Consider the following 13,778-nt stretch of genomic DNA (forward strand, 5'->3'; position numbering starts at 1 on the left):
TCTAGCAGTCCCCTGTTTCCGGGCCGTGACGGGGTGCGCACGGACGGGGTGCGCACGGACGGCGTCGCTGCTCGGTCCCGGCGTTCCAGGACCGTGGGTCGGCACCGCGGGGTAACCGGGCGGAAACACCCGGGGAACACGCGGACCGTAGGTTCGCCCCATGACGCAGACCCTGATCCGCGCCGGATGGGTGCTCACCGCAGCACCCGACGGCGCTGCCACGCCCGCCGCGATCCGCGACGGAGCCGTGCTCCTCGACGGCGACCGGATCGCCGCGGTCGGCACGTACGCCGACCTCGCCGCGGCCCACCCGGACGCGCCGGTGCGCGGCGGTGCGTACGACATCGTCACGCCCGGCTTCGTGAACACCCACGGCCACTTCAGCGAGGGGCTCATCACCGGGATCGGTTCGCAGTACACGCTGTGGGAGTGGCTCACGGCGTTGATCGGGCGCGTCAACCCGGTGATGACCCGGGACAAGGCGTACGCGGGCACGGTGCTGCAGGGCATCCAGCTGCTCCGGAGCGGGGTGACGACGGCGAACGACATGTTCTGCGCCGACCCGGTGCCGGACGAACCGGCGACACCCGGCGTGGTGCAGGCGCTCGAGGACCTCGGGCTGCGCGGGGTCGTGTCGTTCGGCTCCGGCGACGTCGACCGCGACTTCGGCGCGACGCCCATCCTGGAGGAGTTCGAGGCCCTGCGCGAGGCCGCCGCCGCCAGCCGGTACAGCACGTTCCGGGTCGGCGTCTCGTCGATCGGGCGGTACACGGACGACACCTGGCAGGAGCACGTCGACTACGCGGTCGCCGGCGGCCACGGCGTGCACGTGCACTTCCACGAGGTGCGCGAGGAGGTCACCGCGGCCCGGCAGCGCACCGGACGGACGGCCATCGGGCACGCCGAGGCGACGGGCATGTTCCAGGTCCCGGTGATCGCCGCGCACAGCGTCTGGGTGGACCGCGAGGACCGGGAGCGGTACGCGGCCCACGGCGTCGGCGTGGCCCACAACCCGGTCGCGAACGGGATCCTCGCCAGCGGCATCGCCCCGATCGCGGAACTCCGTGCGCTCGGCGTCCCGGTGGGCATCGGGGTCGACGGCCCGGCGTCGAACGACTCCCAGGACTTCCTGCAGGCGATGAAGACGGCCGCGCTGCTCGCTCGGGTGCGGGACCTGCAGGCCACCGCGATGAGCGCCCGCGAGGCCTTCGAGATGGGGACGATCGGCGGCGCCCGTGCCCTGCGCATGGAGGACGAGATCGGCTCGCTGGAGCCGGGCAAGCGCGCGGACCTGGTCGTCCTCGACGGCGACTCCCCGACCCTCGCGAACGTCCACGACCCCTACCAGGCGGTGGTCTTCGTCGCCGGCAGCCGCGAGGTCCGCGACGTCTGGGTGGACGGCGAGCTGAGCGTCGCGGACGGTGACGTCACCCGGGTGGACGTGCGTGAGGCGGTCGAACGGGCGCGTCCGCTCGCTCGACAGCTCGTGGCCGAAGCGGGCCTGGAGCGCCTGTCCGCGCTCACCGGCGGCCCGCTCGACGGCACCGAGCGTCCGTAGTCCGTCCGGTCAGAGTTCGAGGACCAGTCGCGGGCAGCCGCGCCGGGCGCGGGACACGCAGACCATCATGGTGCGGTCGTCGGCCTGCTCCTCGGGGCTGAGCACGGTGTCCCGGTGCTCGACCTCGCCCTCGAGCACGGGGGTCTCGCAGGTGCCGCACGTGCCCTCCCGGCAGGACGAGAGCACGAAGGCGCCGGCGTCCTCCGCGACCTCGAGCAGGGTCCGGTCGGCTGGCACCGTCACGGTGACGCCGGTGACCGTGAGCTCGACCTCGAAGGCCTCGCCGGGGGCGTCGACGTCCGCGGCGGGCTCGAAGCGCTCGACGCGGACGCTGCCCGCCGGCCAGTGCTCGGCGGCGGCCTCGACCGCGTCCATGAGCCCGCGCGGCCCGCAGCAGTACACGACCGCGTCGCGCGGTGCGGCGAGGAGCGCGTCGACGTCGAGCCGGACGCCCTCGTCGGCCGCCGCCACGACGACCCGGTCGGGGTGCGCGGCGACGAGCTCGTGCACGAACGCCATGCGGTCGCGGGACCGCCCCGCGTAGTGGAGCTCCCACGGGGAGCCGGCGCGTTCGGCGGCGGCGATCATCGACCGGATCGGCGTGATCCCGATGCCCCCGGCGACGAAGACCGCGGAGCGCGCCGGGTCGTGGCCGAAGTGGTTCCGCGGCCCGGCCACCACGACCTCGTCGCCGACCGCCAGCCCCTCGTGCACGGCGACCGATCCGCCGCGGCCGTCGGGCTCGCGGAGCACGGCGATGCGCCAGTGCCCGTCGGCCGTCGTCGTGACGAGCGAGTACTGGCGCTCGGTCCCGGGGGAGACCTCGAGGTCGACGTGCGCCCCGGGTTCCCAGTCCGGCAGTGCTGGACCGTCGACCGGGGCCAGGTCGAGTGCGACGACGTCCGTGGCGACCTGCTGGCGGGCGGCGACGCGCAGCCGCCGACGCTCCGGCACGGCGCTCACGCGATCGCTCCGGCGCGCGGGGTCTCCTTGACCACGATCATGTGGAAGCGGGTGCCGTCCGCGCTGCACCACCGGTGGCCGGTGCCGCCGCGGTAGTACGCCGAGTCGCCGGGCCCGAGGTCGAGCGGTTCCCGTCCGCGCAGGTCGAGGTGCACGCGGCCGGCGAGCACGGTGAGGAACTCGTCCTCGTGGTGCTCGAAGTACTCGCCGAGGTCCGTGTTGTCGCCGACCCACTCCAGCGGCTCGAACGCGTGCGGGCCGGCGTGCACGAGCAGCCGGGCCTCGCCGCTCGAGAACGGTCCGCGGGCGCCCTCGCCGGCACGGATGACCTCGGGCAGGCGGACCTCGTGCTCCGGTCGCTCGGGGGCACCGGCGGCGAGCAGTTCGACCTGGGTCGTGCCGAGCGCCGCGGCGATCTTCTCGAGGGACACCATGCTGGCGCGGGAGTGCCCGCGCTCGACCTGGCTGAGGAACGGGTGCGACAGCCCGGTCAGTTCGGCGACCTGGACGAGCGTCAGTCGTGCGGCGCGTCGACGGGCACGGATGTGCTCACCGATCCGCTGGGTCTGGTCGTCGACGACGCGGTCGGTCTCGGTGGTGGTGCCGGTGCTCACGCGCACTCCTCTCGTCCTCGGTGAGGCCGTCCCGACCGGTTTGTCGGAACGCTCGTTCCCGCTCCCGGTCCCGTCGGGGCGGGCGTCACACACGGCAACCGCCTCGAAACGAGAGGGAAACACTGCCGCCCTAGCATCGGAGATGTTGATGCGATCAACATTCTCACACACGATCGAGAGGCTCCGGATGGACTCGTCAGTGCCCCGCCCGATCGCCCTCCTGCGCTCCGCGCTGCTGCCGGACGGCCGGTCGGTCGACGTCGCGATCGACGGCGAGACCGTCTCCACCGTGGCCCCGGCCGGCACCCTCGCGGCGCCGGCGGAGGAGACGATCGACCTCGGCGGCCGGCTGCTCCTGACCGCACCGGCAGAACCGCACGCCCACCTCGACAAGGCCCTCAGCGCCGACGTCATCCGGCCGCCGCTCGGCGACCTCGGTGCCGCGATCGCCTCGTGGACCGCGCACGCGACGACCATGACCGTCGAGGACATCGCCGACCGGGCCCGGACCGCCGCCCTCACCCTGCTCGCCGCCGGCACCACGGCCGTCCGGAGCCACGTCGACGTCCTCAGCGGTCGACACAGCGCGGCGGACCGGCCCGCCACCACGGAGCAGGCCGTGCGCGGCGCCCGTGCCCTCGTGCAGGTCCGCGACGAACTCGCCGGCCTGATGGACATCGAGCTCGTCGCCCTCGCCGGCCCGCTCGCCCCCGACGAGCACGTCGAGGCGGTGCTCGACCTCGGCGTGGACCTGGTCGGCGGCGCCCCGCACCTCGCCGAGGACCCCCTCGCGGACGTCGACCGACTCCTCGCCATCGCCCACCGACGGGGCCTCGGCGTCGACCTGCACGCCGACGAGAGCCTCGACGGCCCGGTGACCCTCGACCACTACGCCCGGGCATCCCGCTCGCTGCGACGGGACCGGCAGTACTCCGCCGGGCACTGCGTCCGGCTCGGCACCCTGGGGCCGGAGCGGCTCGCCGAGGTGGTCGCCGACGTCGCCGCAGCCGACCTCGGGGTGATCACGCTCCCGATCACGAACCTGTACCTGCAGGGTTGGCAGTACCCGGTCGCCACACCGCGGGGACTGACCGCCATCCAGGCGCTCCTCGACGCCGGCGTCCGCGTCGCCGCCGGCGCGGACAACGTCCGCGACCCCTTCAACCCGGTCGGCCGGAGCGACGCCTTCGAGACCGCATCGCTGCTCGTCTCCGCCGGCCACGTGACGCCGGACCAGGCGTACGCGATGGTGAGCGACACCGCCCGGAGCGTGATGGGCCTCCCGGCCGCCGGTCCCGTCCCCGGGCGTCGCGCCGACCTGCTCGCCGTGGCCGCGACGAGCGTCACCGACGCCGTCGCGAACGCCCCCGCCGACCGCATCGTCCTGTCCCGCGGGCGACTCGTCGCCCGCACCGAGGTGCGACGGACCGTCGCCGCGCCGTCCGCAGCCGCGGCCGCCGTCCCCGCCTGACCCCTCCGCCCGCCCGCACCGAGAACCCGAGGTGATCGTGACCACCACCGCCCCGCCACCCGTCGCCACGACGGACACGCTGCTCGACTTCCGCAACGTCGAGATGACCTTCCCGAACGGCACCATCGCCCTGCAGGGCGTCGACCTCACCGTGGACCGCGGCCAGTTCGTCTCGGTCGTCGGCCCGTCCGGCTGCGGCAAGTCCACGCTGCTCCGCATCGCCTCCGGCCTCGAGACCGCGTCGGACGGGTCGGCCGGTGTCGCGGCCGACCGCATCGGCTACGTCTTCCAGGACGCCACGCTCCTGCCCTGGCGCACCGTGCAGGGCAACGTCGAGCTGCTCGCCGAGCTCGGACACGTGCCGAAGGCCAAGCGAGCTGCCAAGGCCGCCCACGCCATCGAGCTCGTCGGCCTGAACGGCTTCGAGACGAACCTGCCGAAGCAGCTGTCCGGCGGCATGCGGATGCGGGTCTCGCTCGCCCGGTCGCTCACCCTCGACCCGGAGCTCTTCCTGTTCGACGAGCCGTTCGGTGCCCTCGACGAGATCACCCGCGAGCGCCTCAACGACGAGCTCCTCCGGCTCTTCGTCGAGCAGCAGTTCGCCGGGCTCTTCATCACGCACTCCGTGTCCGAGGCCGTGTACCTCTCCACCGAGGTGATCGTGATGTCCGGGCGCCCCGGCAGCATCGTCGGCCGGTTCGACGTGCCGTTCCCGATGCCCCGCGACCCCGACATCCGCTTCACACCCGAGTTCGCCGAACTGGTCGGCGAGGTCTCGCACGCGCTCCGGGAAGGACACCGCTGATGGTCACCCTGCAGGAGGCCGCCGAGACCCGCGCGGTCCGGGCCGCCGCCCGTCGCGCCGCTCCTCGGGCCCGCCGCGGCATCGCGTGGTGGCAGCCCGTCGTCGTCCTCGCCGTGCTCGTCGGCATCTGGTACGCCGCGGCCGCGTACTACGACCACGTCCGGGGCCTGGCCTTCCTCGTGCCGTACCCGCACCTCGTGGCGAAGGCGATCGTCGCGCCGACGATGCCGGACGGGTCGCCGTCCACGTTCGGCTCCGACCTCTGGTCCGCCCTCGGACGCACCACCGTCGTCTCGCTCACCGGCCTCGGCTTCGCGATCGTGATCGGTGTCGTCTGGGCGATGGCGATGGCGCAGGCGAAGTGGCTCGAGAACTCGCTGTACCCGTACGCCGTGGTGCTGCAGTGCGTGCCGATCCTCGCCCTCGTGCCGCTCATCGGCGCCCTGTTCGGCTACGAGTTCGTCAGCCGCGTGATCGTCACCGTGATGATCGCGCTGTTCCCGATGGTGTCGAACACGCTGTTCGGACTGCAGTCCGCCGACCGCGCGCAGCGTGAGCTGTTCCAGCTGCAGCGTGCCGGCCGGTTCGCCCAGCTCGTCAAGCTGCAGTTCCCGGCCGCGCTGCCGTCGATCTTCGTCGGCCTGCGCACCTCCGCCGGGCTGAGCGTCATCGGGGCGATCGTCGGCGACCAGTTCTTCCAGCGCGGCAACCCCGGGCTCGGTGTCCTCATCCAGGTGACCGCATCGCGCCTGATGGGCCCCGAGCTGTACGCGACCATCCTGATCGCCTCGCTCTACGGCGTCGCCGTCTTCCTCGTGTTCGGCCTGATCGGCCGCCTGGCCGTCGGCCGCTGGCACGACTTCAGCTGACCCCCCAGAACCCACACCCTTTCCCACCACAGCACCACGAGACCCGCACCACGAACGGAGCCTCCATGCGCACCACCTCCCGCCTCGGCGTCGCAACCGCCGCCCTCGCCGCCACCGCCATCGCCCTCACCGGCTGCGCGGCGGGGTCGTCCGGCAGCACCGGGACGACCGCCGCGACCTCGTCGACCGCCTCCGGGCCGAAGGTCGACCTCGCCGGCGCGTGCCCCGCGACCGTCGTCGTCCAGACCGACTGGAACCCCGAGGGCGAGCACGGCCACCTCTACCAGATGCTCGGCCCGAACCCGGTGATCGACTCCTCCGGCAAGACCGTCACCGGCGACCTATACGCCAACGGCAAGAGCACCGGCGTCAAGCTCGAGATCCGTGCTGGCGGCCCGGCCATCGGCTACACCAAGGTCGCGTCGCAGATGTACCAGGACAAGGACATCACCCTCGGGTACATGTCCACGGACGAGCAGGTGCAGTTCTCCGGCAACCTGCCCACCACGGCCGTGTTCGCCGAGAACGATCAGTCCCCGATGTCGATCATGTGGGACCCGAAGACGTACCCGGAGGTCGACAGCATCAAGAGCCTCGGCAAGGCACTCGAGAAGGACGGCGGCGTCGTCCGCTACTTCAACGGTGCCGCGTACATGACCTACCTGGAGCAGTCCGGGATCCTGCCGAAGAAGGTCCTCGACGGCAGCTACGACGGCACCCCGTCGAAGTTCGTGTCCGCGGGCGGCAAGGACGCCCAGCAGGGCTTCGCGACCGCCGAGCCGTACATCTACCAGAACCAGGTCGCGGCCTGGGGCAAGAAGGTCGACTACGCGCTCGTCTCGAGCACGGGGTGGAACCCCTACCCCGAGGCGATGTCGGTCCGTACCGGTGACCTGAAGAAGCTCGAGCCGTGCCTGCAGAAGCTCGTGCCGGTCATGCAGCAGGCCGACGTGGACTACCTGAAGTCCCCGGGCGCCACGAACGACCTCATCACGAAGCTCGTGCAGCAGTACAACAACGGCTGGACCTACGACTCGAAGGTCGGCGCGTTCGCCGCGGCCCAGATGGTGAAGCTCGGCCTGGCGAAGGACACCGACGGCTACATCGGGTCGATGGACGAACAGCGCATGCAGGACTTCATCGCCAAGGCGACGCCCGTCTTCGCCGGCACCGGTGACGTCAAGAGCGGCCTGAAGCCCTCCGACCTGTACACGAACGAGTTCCTCGACAAGTCCATCGGTCTGGGTTCCTGACACCGGTCGGCTCCCGTCGAACGGGAGCCGACCAACATGCGGACGGGAGGCGCGGTGCCACGCCGCCCCGCGCCTCCCGTCCGTCGTCCCCGCACCACCCACCCACCAGGAGTGAGCATGACCACCGTCACCCCCACCTCCGTCGAGGCGCTGCGCGCCGAGCTCGTCGCACTGCTCGGTGAGCGCGGCGTGAGCGCCGACGAGCGCACGCGGGCCCGCGCATCCGTCGACGAGGCCACCATGAGTCCCATCCTCAGCGAGCAGCTGCCCCTGGGCCTCGCCGACCTCGTCGCGTCGCCGGCCAGCGCCGACGACATCGCCGCCACCCTGCAGGCCGCGGTCCGGCACGGCGTCCCCGTCACCACCCGCGGGAAGGGCACCGGCAACTACGGCCAGGGCATCCCGCTGCACGGCGGCCTGGTCCTCGACACGTCGCGGGCACGCGCCGTCGTCGAGGTCGGCGACGGCTGGATCACCGCCGAGGCCGGTGCGTCCATGGTCGCCCTGGAGCAGGCGGCCGCCGCCACGGGCCAGCAGCTCTGGATGTACCCGTCCACCGCGCAGTCGACCATCGGCGGCTTCCTGTCCGGTGGTTCCGGCGGCACCGGGTCGATCGCGCACGGGTCGAACTGGCAGGGCTTCGTCACGGCGCTCGACGTCGCGCTCCCCGGCGCCGACGAGCTGCTGCACGTCGAGGGCGACGAGGCGCAGCCGTTCGTGCACACCTACGGCACCGCCGGCGTCATCGCCCGCGCCACCGTCCGGCTCGAGCCGCTGCAGGAGTGGCGAGCCGTCTACGCGGCGTTCCCCACCTTCGAGGACGCGCTCGTCGCCGTCCGCACGCTGCGCGGCCTCGACCCGGTGCCGCGGCTCGTGAGCGCTGACCGCGCCGAGATCGCCGCGACGCTGCCGTCCGACCTGGCCGTCCCCGACGACCGGGCGAGCCTGCGAGCGATCATCGACGACGTCGTGCTCGACGAGGCCCGGGCACGCATCGAGGCCGCCGGCGGTGAGGTCCTGGACGTCCGCGAGGGCCTGCAGCAGACCACGAAGGTGTCGATGCTGTCGTACAACCACCCGATCTGGTGGCTGAAGCGGAACACGAGCGACACCGAGTACTTCCACGTCGAGGTCGGCGGTGAGGCGCTCATCGACCGGATCGCCGAGGTCGAGGCCGTCTACCCCGGCGGCATGCTCCACATCGAGGCCGCGCACGTCGGACCGATCGGGATGCTCACCGCGCCGTACACCGGGGCCGAGGACGTCTACGCCGGCTACCCGGTGCTCCGCGGACTCGGCGTCCGGGTGCACAGCCCGCACCAGTACTACGTCGACCACGGCGTCGAGGAGCTCGTGGCGCTGAAGCAGCGCACCGACCCCGTGGGGCTGCTCAACCCCGGGCACGTCATCGACCCGTCGCTCGTGGTCAGCGGTGGCTCCACCGCGTCCGCGCAGCCCGTCGTCCCGGGGTTCGGCAAGTGAGCGCCGGCATCGGCACGGTCCGCTCGCGTCGGCTCGCGGAACTGTCCGGTCCGGCCGTCGCGGCGGGCTTCGGGCCGGACACGATCGTCGTGCAGCCCACCGGCGCCGTCGAGCACCACGGCCCGCACCTGCCGCTCCTGACCGATCACCTGCTCGCCGAGCACATCGGCGGGGCTGCGGTCGAGCAGGCGGCCGCCGAGGGGCTGGACGTCTGGCAGCTCCCGACGCTGTCGTTCACGAAGTCCGACGAGCACAGCTGGGCACCCGGCACGGTGTGGCTCGACAGCGACACGATGTTCGACACCGCGGTCCAGATCGGCCGCGCGGTCGCCCTCACCGGTGCCGGCACCCTGGTGTTCGCCAACGGGCACGGCGGCAACGTCGCCCTGCTGCAGGTCGCCCTGCGCGAGATCCGGAAGCGCTACGGGTTGAAGACGTTCCTCATGCCGACCCTCGCCCGCGTCCCCGGCCCGGACGGCGAGGACGCGGACGAGCTCGGGCTGGGGATCCACGGCGGCGCCGCGGAGACGTCGATGATCCTGCACCTCCGCCCGGACCTGGTCGACATGTCGCTCGCGGAACGCTGGGTGCCGGAGCACATCGCCGGCTTCGAGAAGATCGCGTTCAACGGCGGCCCGGTGTCGTTCGGGTGGTTGTCCGACGACTTCGGGACCCCCGGGGTCGTCGGCGACGCCAGCCGGGCGACGGCGTCGTACGGTGCCGTCCTCTGGGAGCACTCCGTCGCCGAGGCCGTGGCGTCGCTGCACGAGATCGCGCGGTTCGACCCGGCGGTGAGCCGTCCGGCGGTGGCCCGCCCCGCCGACGCTGCGGTCTCGTGACCGTGCCGCGAGGGGTCGACGATGCGCCCGTGCCGACGGACCCGTTGACCCTCGCGGCATCGTGGCTCCCCGCCGCGGCGGACGCCCCGGGTCCGACCATGACCCTCTCCACCGTCGGGCTCGACGGCTACCCCGACGCCCGGACGGTCCTGCTCTCCCGGTTCGACGGGGAGCGCCTGCACTTCCACACCGACTCGCGCAGCCGCAAGGCCGCCGAGCTCGCGGCGGTGCCCCGTGCCGCGGTGACCCTGCACTGGCCCGAGGCCGCGCGCCAGCTCGTCGTGGTCGGTGACGTGGCGCCCGTCTCCGACCACGAGGCCCGTGCGGCCTACGCGGCGAGGACGCGGTACCTGCAGGTGCTCGCGTGGGTCAACGACCACGCGTCCGCTGCGGACACGCCGGCTCGGCGCCGGGAGGCCTGGGCGGCGTTCGGCCGCGAACGGGCCGGCACGGACCTCGAGCCGCCGAGCACGTGGGCGGGGTTCGCGCTGACACCGGTGCGGATGGTGTTCTGGCGCGGGGCGACGGACGCGGCCAGCAACCGGCTCGCCTACCAGCGGCGCGCGGACGGGTCGTGGGCGCGGGAGTCCTGGCCGGGGTGACCGCGCGCTGCGGAACGCCTCGGCGCCCTCGGGCCGGCCGCGGCAACCCTAGCGAACGGTGGCGCTGGGCAGTGGAGACCACGCAGCGACGACGACGGCGGCCGCGAACACGACCGTCACGGCGAGTAGCGCGAAGCCGTCCCCGGTCAGGGTCACGAGGGCACCCCCGCCCACTGCTCCCACCGCTGCGAACGTCCGGTTCGCGCTGCGCATCGTGCCGTTCACCCGGCCGAGGAGGGCATCCGGTGTGACGGTCTGGCGCAGGACCATCTCGTTCGCGTTCTCGCAGCCTGCTGCGGCACCGTGCAGGGCGAAGGCGACGAACAGGACCACGACCGTCGTCGGCCGTACTGCACCGCCGGTACCGAGCGTCACGAGCGTGATGGCCGCCCAGGCGATCGGGTAGGCGGCTCGTGCGGCGATGATCGTCCGGCCGGCACCGAACCGGGTGCCGAGGCGTGTCGCAGCGGTCGCGCCGACGAGCATCGCGATCCCGCTGACGGCGATGACGGCTCCGTACAGCGCTGCGGGGAGTGCGAGCGTGCGGAGCGCGAGGGCCGCGAACACCGTCAGGCCAGCGGCGTTGGCGAGGAACCAGACGTGGGTGGACAGGGCCAGCGGTCTGAGCACGGCGTTGCCGTACGTCCAGCGCAGACCGTCCGCGATGTCACTCCGCAGGTTCGTCCTGGCCGGGCGCGCCGGCTGGTGCTCGACGACGCGGACCCGGGCGATGAGGAACGCATCGACGAAGTAGCTCACCGCGTCGAGCGCGATCGCGACCGGCGCCGTCACGATGCTGACCAGGACCCCGCCGAGCGCCGGGCCTGCCGTCTGCGCCGCCGCGTCGCTCTGGTCCACCCGCGCGTTCGCCGCCAGGAGGAGCGGGCGCGGCACGATCCTGGGGAGGAGCGACTGCGTTGCCGCGAACCCCACGACCGACAGGATGCCGAACAGGAACAGCACCGCCGCAGTCGCGCACAGGTCCAGGAGCCCGGTGAACCACAGCACCGGGATCGCACCGAGGCTCACGCCGCGACCGATGCTCGCCCAGATCAGCAGCGGCTTCCGCCGGAAGCGGTCGACGGTCGCGCCGACGACCAGACCGAACGCGGCGTACGGGAGGAACTGGGCAGCGTTCACGAGACCGAGCTCGAACGGACTGGCGTGCAGCACCGTCACCACGAGGACCGGCACGGCGACCGCGCTCACGGCTGATCCGAACGACGAGACGGTCGCGGCCGACCAGTACGGGAGGAAGCCCGGCACGCGACGCAGCGTGGTCACGTCGTCGCCCATGTCCCAACGCTGGCAGACCGTGACACCGCGAGCAAGGGCGTGGTCTCGTCTCCCCGCACCCGGATCCTCGTGGGCACGGAGCGAACGCGCGCATCTCACCCTCCCTGGGTGAGACCCGTGATGAGGTTGACGGCGACCGCGACCACGAACGTGCCGAAGAAGTAGGACAGCAGCGCGTGGCCCATGGCGATGCGGCGGGAGGGAGTGGACGACTGGACGATGTTGCCCGGGCTGTAGGCCATCCCGATGGAGAACGCGGTGTACGCGAAGTCGCTGTAGGACGGGTCCTCGTCCTGGTCGAAGTCGAAACGGTGCCTGTCGTCGATGTAGTACATGCGCGCGTACTTGAACGCGTAGACGGTGTTCATGACCGCCCAGGCCGCCACGACTCCGACCACTGCGAGGATCGCGGCGGCCGAGCCGACCGCGTCGTGCTGCTGGCTCCGGAAGAGCGCGAAGACCACCAGGACCAGGCTGAGGAACGTCGCGACGATGATGAGCACGTCGACCATCCGTCGCGAGCGATCCTCGTGACGGGCGAGGGAACGGGTGCGTTCGGGGCCGGCCGGCCAGGCCGTCGACCACGCCCAGACGAGGAACACCAGCGCGGCGGTCGACCACCCGAGGAGCGCCGACAGGTCGGGGACACCGAGCAGCCCGGCGATCACCGCGACCGCGACGCCGACGACCACGGCGATGCAGGCCTTCACGGACAGGTGTGACATGACTCTTCCCTTCTGGACGGCGGCCGCTCGCGACGGTCCGGCTTGCGCTTCGGCTGCGCTGCGATCCGGTCAGCCGTGCCGTGATCCGGACAGGGGGACGTAGAGGCCGGCACGCTCGGCCCGGACGGCGGCGAGCGTGCGTGACGTGGCGTCGAGCTTGACCAGGATGTGCTCGAGGTGCGCGGCGACCGTGCGGGGAGCGATCCTCAGCGCCCGGGCGATCTCGACGTTGGAACACCCCTCGATCACGTGTCCGAGCACCTCGAGCTCCCGTGGCGTCAGCCCCCGCCGGTCCGGGGCCGACGACAGCAGCACCACACCGCGGACCACGGCGTGCAGATCGCTGCCGCAGCCCAGTACCGTCACCCGCTCGTAGCGGTCGGGCGACCGACGGCTCCCGAGCGGCCACAGGAACACCGCATGGTCCTGCCCGTCGTCGATCGCGTCCATGGCCGCGTCGATCAGCGCCGAACCGTTGGCCAGGAGTCCGTCGTCCGACAAGCCCGGGAGGCGCATGGCGCCGTGCCCGGGAAGGAGGACCGCCCCTGCTCGGGCCCCGTCGACGAAGGCCGCTGATGCTGCGAGCGTCCGCAGCGGGTCGATCCCCGCCGCGAGGACCGGGACGATGCGAGCGAGGCGTCGGCGGAGGGACCGTGCGGGCGGCTCCGGGCTCTGGAACAGCACGGTCATGAAGCCCACGTGTCGCCCCCGACGCTCGTACAGCGCGACGGACAGCGTCTCGTGGAACCCCGCGGACAGACAAGCGGCCCGACTCTGCAGGTCGCGGGACGACTCGGGAAGGTCCGACATGCTGGTGGGCGGCCGCTCACGATCGAGCCCGGCCATCTCGATGTCGCGTGCCATCTCGGGGCCGCTCATGTAGCGGACGCTCGACTCCGCGAGGTCGGTGCTCGCCACCGAGTTGTAGGCGGTACCGCCCTGTTCGGCCAGCGCCATCCACGCGCCGTCGAACGGGATCTGGGTGCGCACCTCGTCCAACATGGCCTGAGCCCGCTCGTGGACGGAGGACGGGCGCGCAGCGATGTCAGCGAGCTCGATCGCACCGGTGCGTGACACGGGACTCGACCACCTCAGGACCATCGCCAGCAGGAGTGAACGGAACTGTCCGAAAACGTCTTCCCTCGGTCTACCACCGTCGGTCGGTGGGGGTGCGTCCCGAGCCCGCCGGACGCATGGGCATGTCTGCCGATGGTGTGTCCTCGGTGCCAGGCGTGTCATGGCCCTGCCGAGCGGTCGACGGGACCGCGCGTGTTCGAGGCATCCGCACAGAGGAGACGATC

General features: G+C 72.4%; 13 protein-coding genes. 8 read left to right on the plus strand and 5 right to left on the minus strand.

Annotated features, from left to right (window positions below):
- The first annotated feature begins 160 nt into the window (after positions 1–160).
- The gene (locus tag J2X60_RS12115) at positions 161–1,558 is read left to right on the plus strand and encodes an amidohydrolase family protein (protein ID WP_309887765.1); all 1,398 of its coding nucleotides are present in this window, start codon (positions 161–163) and stop codon (positions 1,556–1,558) included.
- 9 nt (positions 1,559–1,567) lie between these two features.
- Here the strand turns inward: J2X60_RS12115 and J2X60_RS12120 are convergent, their stop codons facing one another.
- Together J2X60_RS12120 and J2X60_RS12125 are read right to left on the minus strand one after the other, a co-directional pair.
- Positions 1,568–2,521: a PDR/VanB family oxidoreductase gene (locus J2X60_RS12120; protein ID WP_309887767.1), complete on the minus strand. Its 954-nt coding sequence runs from the start codon at positions 2,519–2,521 to the stop codon at positions 1,568–1,570.
- Complete coding sequence (locus tag J2X60_RS12125) at positions 2,518–3,135, minus strand: XRE family transcriptional regulator (RefSeq protein ID WP_261645714.1); 618 nt, start codon at positions 3,133–3,135, stop codon at positions 2,518–2,520. The genes J2X60_RS12120 and J2X60_RS12125 overlap by 4 nt, the downstream gene beginning before the upstream one ends.
- Before the next feature lie 187 nt (positions 3,136–3,322).
- Between J2X60_RS12125 and J2X60_RS12130 the strand changes: the two genes are divergently transcribed.
- The 7 genes from J2X60_RS12130 (at position 3,323) to J2X60_RS12160 (ending at position 10,456) form a co-directional block, all read left to right on the plus strand.
- The gene (locus J2X60_RS12130; RefSeq protein WP_309887771.1) at positions 3,323–4,606 is read left to right on the plus strand and encodes an amidohydrolase family protein; all 1,284 of its coding nucleotides are present in this window, start codon (positions 3,323–3,325) and stop codon (positions 4,604–4,606) included.
- Between the two features lie 37 nt (positions 4,607–4,643).
- Positions 4,644–5,411, plus strand: a complete 768-nt coding sequence (locus tag J2X60_RS12135; RefSeq protein WP_309887774.1) for an ABC transporter ATP-binding protein — start codon at positions 4,644–4,646, stop codon at positions 5,409–5,411.
- The gene (locus J2X60_RS12140; RefSeq protein WP_071295296.1) at positions 5,411–6,280 is read left to right on the plus strand and encodes an ABC transporter permease; all 870 of its coding nucleotides are present in this window, start codon (positions 5,411–5,413) and stop codon (positions 6,278–6,280) included. Before J2X60_RS12135 ends, J2X60_RS12140 begins: the two co-directional genes overlap by 1 nt.
- A gap of 65 nt (positions 6,281–6,345) precedes the next feature.
- Positions 6,346–7,533 (plus strand): nitrate ABC transporter substrate-binding protein, encoded by a 1,188-nt coding sequence (locus J2X60_RS12145; RefSeq protein WP_070416834.1) that lies wholly within the window; start codon positions 6,346–6,348, stop codon positions 7,531–7,533.
- A 117-nt stretch (positions 7,534–7,650) separates the two neighbouring features.
- Positions 7,651–9,015: an FAD-binding oxidoreductase gene (locus J2X60_RS12150; protein WP_309887777.1), complete on the plus strand. Its 1,365-nt coding sequence runs from the start codon at positions 7,651–7,653 to the stop codon at positions 9,013–9,015.
- A complete protein-coding gene (locus J2X60_RS12155; RefSeq protein WP_217637358.1) occupies positions 9,012–9,854 on the plus strand; it encodes a creatininase family protein in 843 nt (280 codons plus the stop codon). The genes J2X60_RS12150 and J2X60_RS12155 overlap by 4 nt, the downstream gene beginning before the upstream one ends.
- Positions 9,855–9,883: 29 nt before the next feature.
- Positions 9,884–10,456 carry a pyridoxamine 5'-phosphate oxidase family protein gene (locus J2X60_RS12160; RefSeq protein WP_309887780.1) on the plus strand — a complete coding sequence of 191 codons (573 nt, stop codon included), beginning with the start codon at positions 9,884–9,886 and terminating at the stop codon, positions 10,454–10,456.
- A gap of 48 nt (positions 10,457–10,504) precedes the next feature.
- On the opposite strand, the gene J2X60_RS12165 is transcribed toward J2X60_RS12160, so the two are convergent.
- The 3 genes from J2X60_RS12165 to J2X60_RS12175 all read right to left on the minus strand — a co-directional run bounded on the left by J2X60_RS12165 (position 10,505) and on the right by J2X60_RS12175 (position 13,467).
- Positions 10,505–11,752: an MFS transporter gene (locus tag J2X60_RS12165; protein WP_309887782.1), complete on the minus strand. Its 1,248-nt coding sequence runs from the start codon at positions 11,750–11,752 to the stop codon at positions 10,505–10,507.
- Positions 11,753–11,847: 95 nt separating this feature from the next.
- Positions 11,848–12,477 carry a DUF1345 domain-containing protein gene (locus J2X60_RS12170; RefSeq protein WP_309887784.1) on the minus strand — a complete coding sequence of 210 codons (630 nt, stop codon included), beginning with the start codon at positions 12,475–12,477 and terminating at the stop codon, positions 11,848–11,850.
- Between the two features lie 69 nt (positions 12,478–12,546).
- Positions 12,547–13,467 (minus strand): LuxR C-terminal-related transcriptional regulator, encoded by a 921-nt coding sequence (locus tag J2X60_RS12175; RefSeq protein WP_309887785.1) that lies wholly within the window; start codon positions 13,465–13,467, stop codon positions 12,547–12,549.
- Positions 13,468–13,778 lie beyond the last annotated feature (311 nt).

The sequence above is a fragment of the Curtobacterium sp. 320 genome, assembly GCF_031455235.1.
In the GTDB taxonomy this organism is placed as follows: domain Bacteria; phylum Actinomycetota; class Actinomycetes; order Actinomycetales; family Microbacteriaceae; genus Curtobacterium.